Below are 16,111 nucleotides of genomic sequence, written 5' to 3'. Positions count from 1 at the left end.
GTCGGATCGCCGTGCCGCGCCGGGCGGCCGGCCCGGCTCGCATCGGCGGTTCCTCCATGATCTCCGTCGCTCAGCCCATGTACCCCCCGCTGGTCGCGCCCCTACGGTCGAGGCAGCCGGCGCACAGGAGCGCCGCCGCACAACGAGGAGGTCGGCGATGTCCACCGACGAGCGCACCGAGCCCGCCGCGACGAACGCCGCGCAGGAGCCCGTGGCAGTCCGGGAGCCCAGCCCGGCCGAGACCACGAGCCACCCGCACGCGACGATCACGCTGCCCGATGCGCCCGCCGACGAGGCGGTGGTGCTGGCGGCCGGCGGTGCCGTGGCGTGGAGCGAGCCGCTGACGATCCGGACCTACGAGGCGGGGACCCCGAGCCGGTACCCGATGTACCTCGACCGGCGCGTCTACCAGGGGTCGAGCGGCGCGGTCTACCCGCTGCCGTTCGTCGAGCACGTCGAGGACGAGGGGCACCCGCGGTCCTGGAGGGCGATCCACCTGGAGAACGCGTACGTGCGGCTCGTCGTCCTGCCGGAGCTCGGCGGCCGCATCCACATCGGGTACGACAAGACCACGGGCTACGACTTCTTCTACCGGAACAACGTCATCAAGCCCGCGCTGGTCGGGCTCGGCGGTCCGTGGATCAGCGGGGGCGTGGAATTCAACTGGCCCCAGCACCACCGGCCCGCCACGTACCTCCCCGTCGAGACCACGGTCGAGCGGGGCGAGGACGGGTCGGTGACGGTCTGGTGCCACGACCACGACCCGTTCGCGCGGATGTCGGCGCAGCACGGCGTCCGGCTGCGCCCGGAGAGCTCCGTGGTGGAGCTCGTCGTCCGGCTGCACAACCGGACCAGCGAGCGGCAGACGTTCCTGTGGTGGGCCAACGTGGCCGCCCGGGTGAACGACGACTACCAGTCGTTCTTCCCGGAGGACGTGCGCTACGTCGCGGACCACGCCCGGCGCGCTCTCACGTCGTTCCCGCACGCCGACCGCCCGTACTACGGCGTCGACTACGCGGCGCTGGCCGCGCAGGACCCCGGGGCGGACCGGATCGACTTCTACCGGAACATCCCGGTCCCGACGTCGTACATGATCGTCGACTCCCAGCAGGACTTCTTCGGGGGCTACGACCACGCCGCCGGCGCAGGCTTCGTGCACTGGGCCGAGCGACGGGTCTCGCCCGGCAAGAAGCAGTGGACGTGGGGGAACGCGCCGTTCGGTCACGCGTGGGACGCCCAGCTCACCGACGCGGACGGCCCGTACGTGGAGCTGATGGCGGGCGTGTACACCGACAACCAGCCCGACTTCACCTGGCTGCTCCCCGGCGAGACGAAGGTCTTCTCCCAGTACTGGTACCCGATCCCGGGCATCGGGGCCGCGCACCAGGCCACCCCGGACGCCGCCGTGCACGTCGACCGGGAGGGGCCGGTCACGGCGCGGTTCGCGGTGACGTCGGCCCGCGCCGGGGCGACGCTGCGCCTCGTGCAGGGCGACGCCGTGCTCGCGAGCCGTACCGTCGACCTCGTCCCGGGCGAGGTGGCGGAGCTCGCCACCGACACCCGCCCCGGCGAGGACCTCGCGGCCGAGCTGGTCGACGCCACCGGCCGGCTGCTGGTGCGGTGGACGCCCACGGCGGTCGACGACGAGGAGCCGTGGGTCGCCGAGGAGCCGCCGCTGCCCGAGGCCGTCGGCACCGTCGAGGAGCTGTACCTCACCGGTCTGCACCTGAGCCAATACCGGCACCCGACGAGGTCGCCGCTGCCGTACTGGCGCGAGGCGCTGCGCCGCGACCCCGGGGAGGTGCGCACCAACCTCGCGCTGGCCGACCGGGCCTACCGGGCGGGCCGCTACGACCGCGCGCTCGAGCTCGCCCGGACGGCGTTGCGGCGGCTCACCCGGCGCAACGCGAACCCGCTCGACGCGGAGGCGTTCTACCTGACCGGCCTCGCGCTCGCGCGTCTCGGGCGGACCGCGGAGGCGGAGCAGGCGTTCGGGAAGGCCGGGTGGGACGCCACGTGGGCGGCCGCCGCGGGCCTGGAGCTCGCCCGGTCGCTCGCGGCCCGCGGGCAGAACCGCGCGGCGCTGCGCGTGCTCGACTCCCTCGACGGCGTCGTCGGTCACGACACCCGCCGGACGGCGCTGCGCGCCGTCGTCCTGCGGCGGCACGGGGACGCGGGGCGAGCGGAGGCGCTGCTGGACGAGGCGCTGCGCGTGGACCCGCTCGACGCCACCCTGCGCGCGCTCGCCGGGCACGACGTCCCGACGGACCCGGGCATCCTGCTCGACGTCGCGGCGGATCTGCGCCGTGCGGGTGCCCTTGCCGACGCCGTGGTGCTCCTGGACCGTGCCGCGGCCGCGCCCGTCACCCCGGCCGGGAACGTCCGGCCCCTCGCGCTGTACACCACTGCCGCGGTGCTCGACGACCTCGGCCGGCGGGGCGAGGCCGCCCAGCGGCGCCTGCGTGCGCGGGTGACCGACACGACCTGGGCGTTCCCGCACGGCCTGGACGCGCACGACGTCCTGCACCGGGCAGTGGCCGCCGACCCGCAGGACGCCGTCGCGCGGTACCTGCTGGGCACGCTGCTGTACGCGCACGGTCGGCGCTCGGAGGCGCTGGACTGCTGGGAGGAGGCGATCGAGGGAGGTCTGGACGACCCGGTGCTGCTCCGCGACGCCGCCCTGGGCGCGTACAACGTCGCGCACGACGACCGGCGGGCGTGGCGGCGGTACGAGCAGGCCGTCGTGCTCGCGCCGGACGACGCCCGCCTGCGCTACGAGCAGGACCAGCTCGCGGTGCGTCTCGGGCACAGCGCCGCGGACCGCCTGGCGCGGCTCGCGCCGGTCGAGGAGCTCGTGCTCACGCGCGACGACCTGACCATCGAGTACGTCGGGCTGCTGGTCGACGCGGGACGCGCCGAGCGCGCGTACGAGATCCTCGTGACGCGGCCGTTCCACCCGTGGGAGGGCGGCGAGGGACGTGCGGTCGGGGCGTGGGACGCGACGCTCACGGCGCTGGGCCTGCCGCTGGCGGACCCCCCGGCGACGCTCGGCGAGGCGCGGGCGCACTACGTTCCGCCGGCCGCCGTCCGTGAGGACGGCGTGACGGACTACTTCGCCACGAGCCTGCCCGACCTGCTCCTGTTCGCCCGCGAGGAGTCCGAGGAGTGACCACCGTCCCGCGGGACGTCGCGCCCGCGCCGGCCGCCGGTACCACGACGGGCACCGACCGACCATGAGGCCGCTGTCGGGGGACCAGATCGTCATCCGCGCGCACGGGTACGAGGCCGGCGTGGCGAGCGTCGGCGCCACGCTGCGGTCGCTGCGCCACGACGACCGCGACCTCGTGCTCCCGTTCGACGAGGACGAGGTGCGTCCGGGCATGCGGGGCGCAGTGCTGGCCCCGTGGCCGAACCGGGTCGGTGACGCCCGGTACCAGTTCGCCGGGCGCACGCACCAGCTCCCCGTCGACGAGCCCGCGTCCGGCACCGCCCTGCACGGCCTCGCCGCGTGGGTCGACTTCCGGCTGGTGGAGGCCGGCAGCGCGCGGGTGGTGCTGGCCGGGACGGTCCAGCCGCGGTCCGGCTACCCGTGGCGCGTGCGGCTCGACGTCGAGCACGCGCTCGGCGCCGACGGCCTCACCCAGCGTGTCACCGCCACGAACGAGAGCCCGACCGCCGCGCCCTGCGGCCTCGGCGGGCACCCGTACCTCGTCGCGGCCGCGGGAGGCGCGGTCGACGACTGGACCCTCGAGCTCCCTGCGGAGTCCGTGCTGCTCGCCGACCCGCGCGGGCTCCCGGTCCGTGACGTCGCGGTGGCCGAGCACGACGGCGGGGCGCTGGACTTCCGTCGCCCGCGGCGGATCGGGGAGACCGTGCTGAACCATGCGTACACGGCCCTGCGTCCCGGTGCGGACGGCCTGGTGCGGACGCGCCTGACGAGCCCCGGGGGCCGCGGGGTGGAGCTCGCGAGCGACGCCGGCTGCCGCTGGCTGCAGCTGTACTCCGCCGATCGGGAGGACGGACCCGGCAGGCGCGCGGGCCTGGCCGTGGAGCCGATGACCTGCCCGCCGGACGCCCTGCGCTCGGGTCGGGACCTCACCGTGCTGGCGCCCGGCGCGTCCGTGTCCGCCGGATGGACCATCCGTGCCGTCCACGTCTGACCCGCGCCGGGCGGTGCGGGGTCAGGTCAGCCCGGCTGCCGGGCCGCCCGCACCCGCGTCGTGAAGTAGTCCGCCTCCACCTGGGCCATCGCGAGCCGGACCGCGCCGCGTGCGACGTGGTCGCTGCCCATGCTGGACACCCGCACCTCGGGCATCCGGATGACGCTGCGGCCGACGGCGGCGCCGAGCTCGGGCACCCACAGGTCGGCCCACGGGGTGCTGCCGCCGCCGAGGACGAGCAGCTCGGGGTCGAGGGTCAGCACGAGGGCGGACGCGCCGGTGGCGACGTCGCGGGCGTACTTCCGCACGCGCTTGCGGGCCTCGGCGTCGCCCCGGCGGGCGCGCTCGAACGTCCACGCGGCGAACCCGCTGCCCTGCGCGGACTCCGGCATGCCGGGCGCGTGCTCGAGGCGGTCGACGGCGCGCAGCCAGCGGACCGCGGGCAGCGCGCCGATCTCGCCCGCGGCGCCGGCGTGGCCGATGACGAGGCGGCCGTTGACCAGGGCGGCGGCGCCGGTGCGCAGGCCGGCGAGGATGTAGACGACGTCGCGCGCGCCCCGGGCGACGCCCCACTCGCTCTCGGCCAGGAGCGCGAGCTTCACGTCGTTCTCGACGCGGACGGGGCAGGCGAAGGTCCCCTTGAGGTGCGCCACGAGGTCGACCTCGGTCCACCCGGGCAGGGGGCTGAACAGCGACGTGCGGCCCGTGGAGTCGACCGGGCCGGTGACGGCGGCGGCGACCCCCCACATCTGCTCGGGGGCGAGACCCGCGGCGTCGAGCGCGTCCCGCAGCACCTCGTCCACCCGCGCGAGGCGGGCGGCGGGGGGCGCCGCGGCGTCCACCTCGAGCTCCCGGCCGGCGAGGACGGTGCCGGCCAGGTCGGACACCACGGCGGTGACCCGGTGCACCCCGATGTCGAGGCCGGCGAGGTGGCCGGCGTCGGCCCGGTACCGGAAGCGCTGCGGCGGGCGGCCGCCGAGGCCGTCGGGCACGGGCTCGACGACGTCCACCCAGCCGAGGTCGACCAGCTCGGTGACCAGGGAGTTCACGCTGGGCCGGGACAGGCCGGTCGCGCGGCTGAGCCCGGCCGTGGTCGCGCCGTCGCCCGCGCGGATCTCCCGGAAGGTCCGCAGGAGGTTGAGCTCCCGCACCCCGCTCTCGCGCGCCACCACCGCGTCGTCGCCTCCCGCCCCTGCTCGTCCGTCGTGAATGTACGGCAGCACGCGCGCGTCCCGGGGTGGTTCGCGGTCACTCCGGGTGCGCGGGTTCTGCAACGTCCTTGACAGAACCCTACAGCACTGCTTGCCTAACCCCTGGCCGCAGCCCGGAAGGACGTCAGACGGCCCACCAGGGAGGTTCTCGATGTCGAGAGTGACCGCGGTCGACGCGCAGGCGCGCCGGCCGATCAGCGACGACCCGCCGCCCGGCGCCGGCGCGTCCCGGTCGCGGGTCCGGCGCAGGGAGGCGTGGGCCGCCGCGGTGCTGCTGCTGCCGGCGCTGCTGGGGTTCGCGGTGTTCTACCTGTACCCGACCGTCCGGGGCGCCTGGTACTCGGTGACGGACTTCAACCTGCTGAACGAGCCGTCCTTCGTCGGCGCCGACAACTTCCGCGAGGTGCTGGACGACCCGCAGGTGTGGGCGTCGCTGCGGATCACGGCCGTGTTCGCCGTCGTGAACATCGTCGTCGTCATGGTGCTGGCGCTCGTGCTCGCCGCCCTGATGCAGCGGCTCCAGCTGCGGACCTGGGTGCGCTCGCTGCTCCTGCTGCCCTGGCTGGTGCCGAACGTGGCCATCGCGCTGATCTGGGGCTGGCTGCTCGACGCGAACGTCGGGTTCCTCAAGAACCTGCTCGACTCGATCGGCATCCACGGCGTGACGTTCTACAACTCGGGCGCCGCGCTGTGGATCGTCGTCGCGATCTCCGTCTGGTCCGGCCTCGGGTACACCGCGCTGCTGCTGTACGCCGGGATGCTGCAGGTCCCCGGCGAGCTCTACGAGGCCGGCGCGCTGGACGGCGCGGGGGAGACCCGGATGTTCGCCCGGATCACGCTGCCGCTGATCCGCCCGGTGCTCGCGCTGGTGGTCGTGGTCTCGCTGATCGGCTCGTTCCAGGTGTTCGACCTGGTGCAGGTCGGCTACGGGAACAACCCGATCCCCGAGGTCCGGGTCATCTACTACTACATCTACCAGCAGGCCTTCGCGTTCTACCGGATGGGCTACGCCTCGGCGGTCTCGCTGATCCTCGTCGTGATCCTCGGCGCCCTCACCTTCGCCCAGATGCGTCTCATGCGCGCGAACCGATCGGACCTGTCATGACCGCGCCCGCAGCGCCGCGCCCCGCCCGTGCCGGCCGCCGCCGGGCCGTCCGCCCCGGCCGCGCCGCCGCCTGGGTCGTCGTCGGCGCCGTCGTCCTGGCCACGGTGTTCCCGTTCTACTGGATGGTCCGCACCGCGCTCACCCCGGCCGCCGGCCTGATCGGGGACGCGAGCCGCCTGTGGCCGACCGACCCCACGCTGATCAACTTCCAGCGCGTGCTGGGCCTGACCAGCATCGAGGAGGCCGTCGCCGCGGGTGGCACGGGCGCGACGATCGACTTCGCCCGGTACACCGTGAACTCGGTCCTGTACGCCGGGTCGGTCGCCGTGCTCCAGACCCTGTCCTGCGCGGCCGCCGCCTACGCCCTCGCGCGGCTGCGGTTCCGCGGCCGGGACGCGCTGTTCGCGGTGATCCTGGCCGGCCTCATGATCCCGGGGATCTTCACGCTGCTGCCGAACTTCGCGCTGATGCGCCAGGCCGGTCTGCTCAACACCATGGTCGGCCTGGTGGCCCCGGCCATCCTCACCAGCCCCTTCGCGATCTTCTTCCTCCGGCAGTTCTTCCTGTCCCTGCCGCGGGAGGTGGAGGAGGCCGCGATGATCGACGGCGTCGGCGCGCTGGGCCGGTTCTGGCGGATCGCGCTGCCGATGAGCCGCGGGCCGATCGCCACGATGATGCTGATCACGCTCGTGGGGATGTGGAAGGACTACCTGTGGCCGCTGGTCGCGGGGAACTCCGAGGGCACCCGCGTGCTCACCGTCGCGCTGGGCGTGTTCCAGCAGCAGTCGCCGAACACGTCGCCGGACTGGACGGGTCTGATGGCCGGCTCGACGCTCTCCGTCATCCCCGTGCTGCTGATCCTCGTGTTCCTGGGGAAGCAGCTCGTGCAGTCCCTCAACTTCTCGGGCGGCAAGTAGCCGTCCGGCTCCCGCACGCCCGCTCGCCCGCAGTTCCCACACGAGAGGAAGACCCATGAAGAGGACCACCGCCGTCGCGCTCCTGGCGACAGCATCGGTGCTGGCGCTGAGCGCGTGCTCCTCCGCGGGCGGCGACGACGCCGCCGGCGGCGAGGTCACGCTCGACTACTGGCTCTGGGACGACACGCAGCTGCCGCTGTACCAGGGCTGCGCCGACGCGTTCCACGAGGCGAACCCCGAGATCACCGTGAAGCTCACGCAGACCGGGTGGGCGCAGTACTGGCAGAACCTCAGCACGCAGATCACGGCGGGCACCGCGCCCGACGTGTTCACCAACCAGATCTCGTACTTCCTGCAGTTCGTCGAGACGAACCAGCTGCTCGACCTCACGGACCGGGTCGAGGCGTCGGACATCGACTTCGCCGACTTCAAGGAGGGCCTCGCGGACCGCTGGGTGTACGAGGGCAAGCGCTACGGCCTGCCGAAGGACTGGGACACCGTCGCGTACCTGTACGACGTGCCGGCGGCCGAGGCCGCGGGGTACTCCGCCGGGGACGTGGCCGCGCTGACCTGGAACCCGCAGGACGGCGGCACGTTCGGGGAGTTCGTCAAGGCCCTGACGCTGGACTCCGCGGGCCGCACCGGGCTGGACCCGGCCTTCGACAAGGGCAGCGTCGTCCGGTACGGCTACTACCCCGAGTGGGGCGACGGGGCGACGGGCCAGAACGGCTGGGGCAACTTCGCGCACTCGAACGGCTTCACGTACAGCGACGAGGACGTCGCCCCGACGACGTTCAACTTCGACTCGGCGCCGCTGGTCGAGACCATGACGTGGATCCAGCAGATGATCGACGGCGGCTACATGCCGGCGTTCGACTCGCAGTCCACCCTCGGCACCGAGGCCGTCATGACCAGCGGGACCGCGGCGTCGACGATCGCCGGGTCCTGGATGGCGTCCACGTACGTCGGCCCGGACGCCACGGTCGACCTCGCGTTCGCGCCGGTGCCGGAGGGCCCCGAGGGTCGCACGGCCGCCACGAACGGCCTGTCGGACGTGATCTGGTCGGGCACGAAGCATCCCGACGAGGCGTACCGCTGGGTCGAGTACCTGGCCTCCGCCGAGTGCCAGGACGCGGTCGGCAGCGCCGGCCTGATCTTCCCGGCGCGCAGCTCCGGCACGGACGCGGCCATGGCGGCGCGCGAGGAGGCCGGCATCGACTCCACCGCCTTCGTGTCCGTGGCGGACGACGGCGAGACGTTCATGCTCCCGGCCTTCAACCGCGCCGCGGAGGTGAACACGGCCGTCCAGGACGCGATGCAGGCGATCGCGCAGGGCGCCGACCCGCAGCAGCGGCTGACCGAGGCGAACGACGCCGTCGAGGCCCTGTTCCAGTAAGCCCCCACCCGGCGGGGGCGGTGCCGTGCGCGCCGCCCCCGCCGCCCTTGAGGAGGACCCGCATGGTTGTCAGCACGCCGACCGCTCTCCCGCTGCACCCGCCCGGTGCCGCCGACCCGGTCCGCCCGGACTGGGCCCGGCCCGCCGGCGACGTCGAGGAGACGTTCCTGCGGTCAGCGCGCGTGTCGCTGCTGCACGGCGCCGGCGACGGCACCGTGTACCGGCACGGCCAGAACTCCTGGTCGCCGACCGGGTGGCGCCGGATGTCCGACGCGCCGCTGCGGGTGGCGAACCCCGTGCGCCGGCAGACGGCCGACGACGCGTCGTGGGACGACCCGGCGCGGCACCACTCCTCCTGGCTGATCGCCGTCGACCGCGGGGCCGACGTGCTGCTGCTCGGCTGCCTGGAGGGCGAGACCCCGCGGCTGCACGCCGACCGGGACGTGCTCGCGGCCTGGACCGAGACCGGCCGGGAGGCGCTGTGGGTGCTGCTCGTCGGCCCCGAGCGCGACGTGTTCGCGCGGTACCGCGACCTGCTCGCGGACCGCTGGGGCGTGCTGCCCGCGCACCCCGGCACGGTGTGGTCCTCCTGGTACTCCCTGTACGAGACGGTGTCCCGCGCGGACCTCGACCGGATCGTGCCGCAGCTGCCCGCGCTGGGCTTCGACACCGTGCAGCTCGACGACGGGTGGGAGGAGGTCGTCGGGGACTGGCACCCCAACGGGAAGTTCGCGGCGGGGATGGCGGACACCGCGGCGTCGATCCGCGACCGCGGGATGCGGCCCGGGCTGTGGATCGCCCCGTTCATCGCCCTGCCGTCGTCGCGCACCGCGCAGCGGCACGCGGCGATGCTGCTGCGGGACGCCGACGGCGCCCCGGTGGCGGCGGGCACGAACTGGGGCAGCCCGTACTGGACGTTCGACTTCACCCGGGCGGACGCCCGGGAGCTGCTGGCCGAGACCATCGGCCGGGCGGTGCACGACTGGGGCTTCACGTACCTCAAGCTCGACTTCGTCAACGCCGGCGCAGTGGCGGGGGCGCGCGGCGCCGACGTCGACCGCGAGGCCGCCTACCGGCTGGCGGTCGAGACCGTCCGGGAGGCCGCCGGGCCCGACGCGTACCTGCTCGGCTCGGGCGCGCCGGTGTTCCCCTCCCTGGGCGTGCTGAACGCGGTGCGCACCGGCCCTGACGTCGCGCCGATGTGGGACAACTACGCCACCGACGACCCGTCCGACGCCACCGCCCGGAACGCCCTCACGAACGCGGTGCACCGGCTGTGGCTGCGCGGGCTGATCGGCCTGGACCCGGACGCGGCGTACTTCCGGCGGCGGCGGAACCTGCTCGGGGACGAGCAGATGCAGTGGCTGCGGGACTGCGCGACGCTCTCGGGCTTCAAGGCGGTGTCCGACCCGCCCGAGTGGGTCGAGCCCGCGGACCTGGACGCCCTGCGCGCGTTCCTCGCCGAGGACCCGGCGACCGAGCAGGTCGACCGGTACCGGTGGCGGGTCGGGGACCGGCTGGTGGACTTCCGGCCGGCCGTCGAGGGCGAGGCGGGGCACTACCCGCTCTGACTCAGACCCAGTAGCCCGACGAGGACGAGAACGCGCCCCGGTACGTCCCGGTGCGCAGCCGGATCAGGTTCCGCTTCACGTCGTAGGGCAGCATCCGCCACTCGGGGACCACCCACCGGCGGACCACGGCGCCCGTCGCCCGCACGCGCTCGACCGCGGGGACGGGCGCCGAGGCCGCCTCGGTGAGCATCCGGAACGTCAGGTACCACTGCGGGAACGCGACCGGCCGGCGGAACGACGGGTCGTAGCTGCGGACCTGCACGGTCGGGTCGGCGCCGACGGCCTTGCTGTTCTGGTTGTCGTGCCGGCGGCAGAAGAAGTGCTGCTCCGGGATCACGACCCACTCGCCGCGCAGCGCGGACCGGATGGCCAGCACGATGTCCCCGCCGAAGAACCGCGGGTGGCCGCCGAGCGCGCGCAGCCGCTCCGTGCGGTGCACGCCGCCCCACGCGATCGACTGGTACACCGACCGGCGCAGCAGCACGTCGACGCGCGCCGACGGCGAGAGGCCGGTGAAGGTCAGCCCCTCGTCGTCCATCCGGCCGACCGGGTCGCCCGCCGCGTCGATGAGCGTGACCAGCGGGAACGCGATGTCGGACCGGGGATGGGCGGCGAGGGCGTCCCGGCAGGCGGCGAGGTGGCCCGGACCCACGCGGTCGTCCGCGGCGTGCCACATGAACAGCGGGGCGCGGGCGAGCGCCAGCGTGCGGTTGAAGTTCCGCGCCACGCCCTGGTTCACCGCGGAGCGCACCAGCCGGAACCGCGGATCGGCGTCGGCGAACTTCTGCGCGATCTTGGGGCTCGCGTCGGTCGAGCCGTTGTCCGACACGACGACCTCGATGTCCTCGAGGTCCTGGTCGCGGAGCGCGGTCAGGGCCTCCTCGAGGAACAGGGCGCCGTTGTACACGGGCACGCCGACCGACAGCTGCGGGACGTGCGTGGTTCGGGCACGGGGCATGGCGGGAACCTCTCGCTCCGACGCTGGGGTTGTCCGCCGCCTGCCCGCCCCTGCCTGGCCCGGTATGCGGCGATTTGTCCGGAATCGTAGGACACGTGGGCGCAGATGGCGCGCGGAGGGGTCCGCGGGACACCGGCGTGGCCCCGCTGCGGGACGTCGTACCCGCCGGTTACCGTGACCCGCGGCGGCCCGAGCCGCCGACCCCCGACGGAAGGACGGACGTGCCCAGCAGCACCGGCGCCCCCCTGGCGCTCCTCCGCCTCGACCCCGGCGCCCGCGGCGAGGTCGCCGGCACGTACGACCCGGCGACGGGCGTGCTGTCGCCGGCCCGGACGTCGTGGCGGATCCGCCCGGTCGCGGCCGAGCGCCGCGCCTACCTCATGCTCGGCAGCCGCCGCGACGGCGTCGACCTGGCGCTCGAGCGGTTCAACGGCTGGCGCCGCGCCGCGGTCCCGCTGCTGGTTCTCACGCGGCAGCACGAGGCCTGCCAGCCGGCACCGACGCTCCGCGCGCTGGCCGACGACCTGGCACGCCGCGGGCCGCGGGACGTCGAGGGCGTCGTGGGCCTGCTGCGCGCCCAGGCCGACCACCTGGACCGCGGCGGCGACCTGCGCTCGTCGCCGTTGTCCCGCAAGATCGGTGGCGGCGGCAGCCTCGGCGGGCTCGCCACGGGCTGACCGGCGGGCGGTTCGGCAGGACGACGACGAAGAGGGGGTCCCGGCGATGAGCGTCGCCGTCGAGACATCGGCACTGGACACCGCCGCGGCGGAGCTGGAGGAGGCCGCCGCCGCGCTGCAGGCCGCGGACGTGGCGGGGCCGTTCGCCCCGGTGCCCGACGCGCTGCCCGGGTCCGCGACGGGCGAGGCGGCAGTCTGGGTGTCCACCCGGGTGGCGGCCGCCGTGCAGGTCCTCGGGGAGAACGTGCGCGGCATGGCGGCGAGCGCCTCGGGCACCGCCGACGGGTACCGCGGCGCGGAGGCGTCCACCTCCGGCCGGTTCGCCGGGATGGTGCCGCAGTGACCGCGCTGACCCTCGAGGTGGTCCGCGGCTGGCGCCCGGGGGCGCTCGCGGACGCCGCCGCGGGCGTCGAGGAGGCCCGCGCCACGGTCGAGGCGCAGGTCCAGGCCGCGAAGGCGACGATGGCCCGCCTCGCCGAGCGCTGGGAGGGCGAGGCCGCCCAGGCCGCCGCGGAGCGGATCGCGCGCGAGTCGGCGACCGGGTTCGAGCTCGCGGACGCCCTGGAGTCCGCCCGCTCCGCGCTGCAGGCGGGGGCAGCCGACCTCGGCAGCGCCCGGGACGCGCTGCTCGCGACCGTCGAGAGCGTGCGGTCCGCGGGCTTCACCGTGGCCGACGACGGCCGGGTCACCGCGCCGACGCTCCCGCCGGTGCTGACCGAGGTCGGCGACCCCACGGGCGCCGGCGCGCGCCGGGACGCCGAGCAGCGCGCGCTCAACGAGCAGGCGGCCGACCACGCCGCGCAGATCACGGCCGCGCTGGAGCAGGTCGCCGCGACGGACGTGCAGGTCGCGGGCACGCTGTCGGCGGTGCCCGTCCCGCAGACGCTCTCCTCGGCGGTCGACGCCTACCTCCAGCGGGCGATCGACTCCGGCGACGTCGTCGGTGCCCTGGGGGCCGTCGGCGCGGGCGGGGTCGCGCTGGCGCAGGTCATCAAGAAGTTCGTCGGGACGGCCACCAAGGGCACGACGTACCTGAACTACCTGCGGGCGGCCTTCGCGCCGATCACGGACTACCAGACGATGCTCCGGAACTTCGACGCCGCGGACAACGCGCTCGCCGCGTTCAAGAACGGGCCGGCGAACGGCGGCGTCCTGCGCTTCGTCATGGGCAGCCGGGCGGCGGGGCTGGTCGGCAAGGCGTTCCTGCCGGTCACCATCGCGACCGGCGCGGTCGACGTGGTGACCGGCGGCGGGTACGAGGGCGCCCGCGGCTGGGCGACCCGCGGGTTCGCGCTCGGCGGCGTGGCCGGCGCGGGGACGCTCCTGCTCGCGGGCAGCGCGCTCGGGCCGGTCGGGGTGGCTGTCGCGGGCGGCGCGGTCCTCGCCTACGGCGCGTGGAGCCTCGGCAACATGATCTGGGACAACCGCGAGGCCATCGGCGACTTCGTCTCCTCCGCCGCCGGGCACGTGGCCGACGCGGCGAGCACGGCGTGGAACGCGACGACGGGCGCCGTGTCGGACGCGGTCGACTGGGCCGGGGACACCGTGCGCGACGCGGGGGAGAACCTCCGCGACCTGGGCAAGGGCGCACTCGACGTGCTGTCCTTCGGACTGCTGTGACGACGGGAGGCGGCGACGTGACCGCGGTGCCGGTGGAGACCCTGACGGACGAGGAGCTCGCGATCCTCGCGGGCCCGGGCGGCCTGGTGGTCGCGCCGTACCTCGCGACGCTCGGCGACGCGGAGCGCGAGACGGCCGTGCGGACGGCGTACCGCGGGCTGCAGGCCCGGGGGATCGTGGACCCGCCGACCCCGCGGGCGCTCGCCGACGCAGTCGGTGAGCCGTCCGTCGAGGTGCAGGTGCGGCAGGACGTCCTCTCGCTGATCACGCTGCGCCGGGCGGCCCGGGTGGTCGTCGCGGTCGGCCGGACGACCCTGGCCACGCAGGACTACTGGTACGCGCACGTGGTGGACGACGTCGTGGTGGTGGAGCAGGTCGGGTCGGACGGCCTGCACCGCTTCGCCCTGGCCGATGCGGACGCGCTGGTCGGCCTGGTCACGGCGGCGAGCGTGCACCCGGAGTGCGGCGACTCCGCCGGCGAGCCCGTCGCCCTGCCCGGCGACGGGTCCGAGCCGCCGCTCGAGGTGGCCGAGGCCCTCGGCGCCGCGCTGCTGCGCACCGACGTGGTGGTCCGGCACGCCGACGACCGGCACCCCCCGCTGCTGGGGCTGTTCACGGGCCCCGGCGGCGCCTGGGTCGTCGAGGCACGGGAGGGCACGGGGACGCCGCCGGTCGCCCGGCCGGCCGCGCGGGCCGAGGTCGAGGACCTGGTCCGGACGACCGTGCTCGACGCGGTCGCGGCCGTGGCGGGGGCCTGAGGCGTGGCCGCGCCGCTCGCGATCCCGGGGCTGACCTCGCGCGGGTGGTGGGGGTGGGTCGTCGCGACCGCGGTGCTGACGCTGGGCGCGCTCGGCTGGCTGTTCGTGACCGAGCCGCGCTACCGGGTCGGCGTCGTCGCCGTCCTCGCCCTGCTGGCCGTCGGGACGGTGGTGCTGCGGCGGTCGTCGACCACGCTCGACGCCGAGGCCGGCGAGGTCGTGGTGACCCGGTTCGGGCGGACGCGGCGGATCAGCCTCGCGCCGAGCACGAGCGCCGGCCTGGTGGCGAACGGGGGCGGCGGGCTGCTGCTCGGCCTGCGCCCCGCGGGGTCCCGGCGGCGGTCGTTCGTCCCCGTCCTCGCCGTCACGGACCACCTGGAGGCGTCGCAGGAGGCCCCGGTGCTCCGCGCCCTGGCCGACGCCCTCGAGCGGCACCGCACCGGCGGGTCCCGCGACGCGGTGCTCGCGCTGCGCGCGCAGGCCGACCACGTGGCCGCGGGCGGCTCCGCGCGCACCTCGCCGCTGGCGACCCGGCTGACCTACGGCGCGCTGAACGCCGCGAAGCTCGGGGGCGCCGGCGGGATCGCCGGTCACCTGGACTGAGTCACCGCACGCGGAACCGCGCCACCAGGTCGTCCATCACCGCGTCGAGCCGCGCGTCCACCACGCGGCGCGCCGGGTCGGCGTCGTGCCAGGCGACGATCTGCCGCGCGCCCTCCTCGAACGTGACCGTCGTCCGGAAGTCCGGGACCAGCGTCCGCAGCTTCGTCGTGTCGAACACCATCGAGTGCGCCTTGTCGCCGAGCAGCCCGGCGCCCCACTCGGGGTCGGCCGCCGCGATGGCGTCCGACGGCACGTGCACGACCCGCGGCTCGACGCCCGCGGCCGCGGCCAGGGCGCGCACCACCTGGTTCCAGGTCAGCACGTCGTCGGAGGTGATGTGGAACGCCTCCCCGAGCGTGCGCGGGTGGCCGAGCAGCGGCACGAACCCGCGTGCGAAGTCCTCGTGGTGGGTGAGCGTCCACAGCGAGGTGCCGTCGCCGTGCACGACGACCTCCCGGCCCTGCCGCATCCGCTCGACCGCGGTCCAGCCGCCGTCCAGCGGGACGGAGGTGCGGTCGTAGGTGTGCGACGGGCGGACGATCGTCACCGGGAAGCCGGAGTCGCGGTACGCGCGCACCAGCAGGTCCTCGCAGGCGATCTTGTCCCGGGAGTACTGCCAGTGCGGGTTGCGCAGCGGGGTCGACTCCGTGACGGGCAGCCGCTCGGGCGGGGTCTGGTACGCCGACGCGGAGCTGATGAACACGTACTGCCCGGTCCGGCCCGCGAACAGCTCGACGTCGGTGGCGACGTGCCGGGGCGTGAAGGCCACCCAGTCGACGACGGCGTCGAACTCGCGCTCGCCGAGGGCGGCGCGGACGGAGGCCGGGTCGCGGACGTCGGCGTGGAGCACCTCGACGCCGTCCGGGACCGGACGGGCGGGGCTGGACCCGCGGTTCAGGAGGGTGACGTCGAGGCCGCGCTCGACGGCCAGACGGGTGCATGCGGAGCTGATGATGCCGGTGCCGCCGACGAGGAGGACGCGAAGGGCCATGGGGCACGGTAGCGTCGGCGGACGGGCCGCGGCGACACGCCGGGACCCGGTGATCCGGCCGGTCGATCGGCGCCGTCGCGACCAGGGCGGACCCGGCGGCGTGGGACCTTCGGCCCACCCCCGTCCAACCCCCAGATCTAGTGT

The 16,111-nt window shown here is 75.1% G+C and carries 14 protein-coding genes; 11 read left to right on the top strand and 3 right to left on the bottom strand.

Going from position 1 to position 16,111, the window contains the following annotated elements:
* Positions 1-157 precede the first annotated feature (157 nt).
* Positions 158-3,169 carry a tetratricopeptide repeat protein gene (locus tag HNR08_RS07945; RefSeq protein ID WP_146838862.1) on the top strand — a complete coding sequence of 1,004 codons (3,012 nt, stop codon included), beginning with the start codon at positions 158-160 and terminating at the stop codon, positions 3,167-3,169.
* Between the two features lie 64 nt (positions 3,170-3,233).
* A complete protein-coding gene (locus tag HNR08_RS07940; protein WP_146838861.1) occupies positions 3,234-4,160 on the top strand; it encodes an aldose 1-epimerase family protein in 927 nt (308 codons plus the stop codon).
* 26 nt (positions 4,161-4,186) lie between these two features.
* On the opposite strand, the gene HNR08_RS07935 is transcribed toward HNR08_RS07940, so the two are convergent.
* The gene (locus HNR08_RS07935) at positions 4,187-5,329 is read right to left on the bottom strand and encodes an ROK family transcriptional regulator (RefSeq protein WP_186812774.1); all 1,143 of its coding nucleotides are present in this window, start codon (positions 5,327-5,329) and stop codon (positions 4,187-4,189) included.
* A 193-nt stretch (positions 5,330-5,522) separates the two neighbouring features.
* Here HNR08_RS07935 and HNR08_RS07930 point away from each other — a divergent pair, with 193 nt between their 5' ends.
* The 4 genes from HNR08_RS07930 to HNR08_RS07915 all read left to right on the top strand — a co-directional run bounded on the left by HNR08_RS07930 (position 5,523) and on the right by HNR08_RS07915 (position 10,360).
* The gene (locus tag HNR08_RS07930; RefSeq protein WP_146838857.1) at positions 5,523-6,476 is read left to right on the top strand and encodes a carbohydrate ABC transporter permease; all 954 of its coding nucleotides are present in this window, start codon (positions 5,523-5,525) and stop codon (positions 6,474-6,476) included.
* Positions 6,473-7,393 (top strand): carbohydrate ABC transporter permease, encoded by a 921-nt coding sequence (locus HNR08_RS07925; RefSeq protein ID WP_146838855.1) that lies wholly within the window; start codon positions 6,473-6,475, stop codon positions 7,391-7,393. The genes HNR08_RS07930 and HNR08_RS07925 overlap by 4 nt, the downstream gene beginning before the upstream one ends.
* 55 nt (positions 7,394-7,448) lie before the next feature.
* Positions 7,449-8,789: an ABC transporter substrate-binding protein gene (locus HNR08_RS07920; protein WP_146838853.1), complete on the top strand. Its 1,341-nt coding sequence runs from the start codon at positions 7,449-7,451 to the stop codon at positions 8,787-8,789.
* A 62-nt stretch (positions 8,790-8,851) separates the two neighbouring features.
* A complete protein-coding gene (locus HNR08_RS07915) occupies positions 8,852-10,360 on the top strand; it encodes a glycoside hydrolase family 36 protein (RefSeq protein ID WP_146838851.1) in 1,509 nt (502 codons plus the stop codon).
* A gap of 1 nt (position 10,361) precedes the next feature.
* Here the strand turns inward: HNR08_RS07915 and HNR08_RS07910 are convergent, their stop codons facing one another.
* On the bottom strand, positions 10,362-11,318 hold the full coding sequence (locus HNR08_RS07910; protein WP_146838849.1) for a glycosyltransferase family 2 protein: 957 nt from the start codon (positions 11,316-11,318) through the stop codon (positions 10,362-10,364).
* Between the two features lie 221 nt (positions 11,319-11,539).
* Here HNR08_RS07910 and HNR08_RS07905 point away from each other — a divergent pair, with 221 nt between their 5' ends.
* Genes HNR08_RS07905 through HNR08_RS07885 form a run of 5 tightly spaced genes read left to right on the top strand, consistent with a single transcriptional unit; the run spans position 11,540 to position 14,976 of the window.
* Positions 11,540-11,995, top strand: a complete 456-nt coding sequence (locus tag HNR08_RS07905; RefSeq protein ID WP_146838847.1) for a hypothetical protein — start codon at positions 11,540-11,542, stop codon at positions 11,993-11,995.
* Positions 11,996-12,041: 46 nt separating this feature from the next.
* Positions 12,042-12,338, top strand: a complete 297-nt coding sequence (locus tag HNR08_RS07900) for a hypothetical protein (RefSeq protein WP_146838845.1) — start codon at positions 12,042-12,044, stop codon at positions 12,336-12,338.
* Positions 12,335-13,615, top strand: a complete 1,281-nt coding sequence (locus HNR08_RS07895; protein WP_146838843.1) for a WXG100 family type VII secretion target — start codon at positions 12,335-12,337, stop codon at positions 13,613-13,615. Before HNR08_RS07900 ends, HNR08_RS07895 begins: the two co-directional genes overlap by 4 nt.
* Before the next feature lie 17 nt (positions 13,616-13,632).
* Complete coding sequence (locus HNR08_RS07890) at positions 13,633-14,373, top strand: hypothetical protein (protein WP_146838841.1); 741 nt, start codon at positions 13,633-13,635, stop codon at positions 14,371-14,373.
* 3 nt (positions 14,374-14,376) lie between these two features.
* A complete protein-coding gene (locus HNR08_RS07885) occupies positions 14,377-14,976 on the top strand; it encodes a hypothetical protein (RefSeq protein WP_146838839.1) in 600 nt (199 codons plus the stop codon).
* Position 14,977: 1 nt separating this feature from the next.
* Here the strand turns inward: HNR08_RS07885 and HNR08_RS07880 are convergent, their stop codons facing one another.
* Positions 14,978-15,967 carry an SDR family oxidoreductase gene (locus tag HNR08_RS07880; RefSeq protein ID WP_146838838.1) on the bottom strand — a complete coding sequence of 330 codons (990 nt, stop codon included), beginning with the start codon at positions 15,965-15,967 and terminating at the stop codon, positions 14,978-14,980.
* Between the last annotated feature and the right edge of the window lie 144 nt (positions 15,968-16,111).

The sequence above is a fragment of the Cellulomonas hominis genome, assembly GCF_014201095.1.
Taxonomy (GTDB): Bacteria; Actinomycetota; Actinomycetes; order Actinomycetales; family Cellulomonadaceae; genus Cellulomonas; species Cellulomonas hominis.
The sequence above is the reverse complement of the archived record's forward strand: the minus strand, read 5'-3'. Positions and strand labels throughout refer to the sequence as shown.

Bases quoted from the DNA above. Each gene is read 5' to 3' on its own strand.
- HNR08_RS07945 (WP_146838862.1), top strand. From the start codon at position 158: ATGTCCACCGACGAGCGCACCGAGCCCGCCGCGACGAACGCCGCGCAG.
- HNR08_RS07940 (WP_146838861.1), top strand. From the start codon at position 3,234: ATGAGGCCGCTGTCGGGGGACCAGATCGTCATCCGCGCGCACGGGTAC.
- HNR08_RS07930 (WP_146838857.1), top strand. From the start codon at position 5,523: ATGTCGAGAGTGACCGCGGTCGACGCGCAGGCGCGCCGGCCGATCAGC.
- HNR08_RS07925 (WP_146838855.1), top strand. From the start codon at position 6,473: ATGACCGCGCCCGCAGCGCCGCGCCCCGCCCGTGCCGGCCGCCGCCGG.
- HNR08_RS07920 (WP_146838853.1), top strand. From the start codon at position 7,449: ATGAAGAGGACCACCGCCGTCGCGCTCCTGGCGACAGCATCGGTGCTG.
- HNR08_RS07915 (WP_146838851.1), top strand. From the start codon at position 8,852: ATGGTTGTCAGCACGCCGACCGCTCTCCCGCTGCACCCGCCCGGTGCC.
- HNR08_RS07910 (WP_146838849.1), bottom strand. From the start codon at position 11,318: ATGCCCCGTGCCCGAACCACGCACGTCCCGCAGCTGTCGGTCGGCGTG.
- HNR08_RS07900 (WP_146838845.1), top strand. From the start codon at position 12,042: ATGAGCGTCGCCGTCGAGACATCGGCACTGGACACCGCCGCGGCGGAG.
- HNR08_RS07880 (WP_146838838.1), bottom strand. From the start codon at position 15,967: ATGGCCCTTCGCGTCCTCCTCGTCGGCGGCACCGGCATCATCAGCTCC.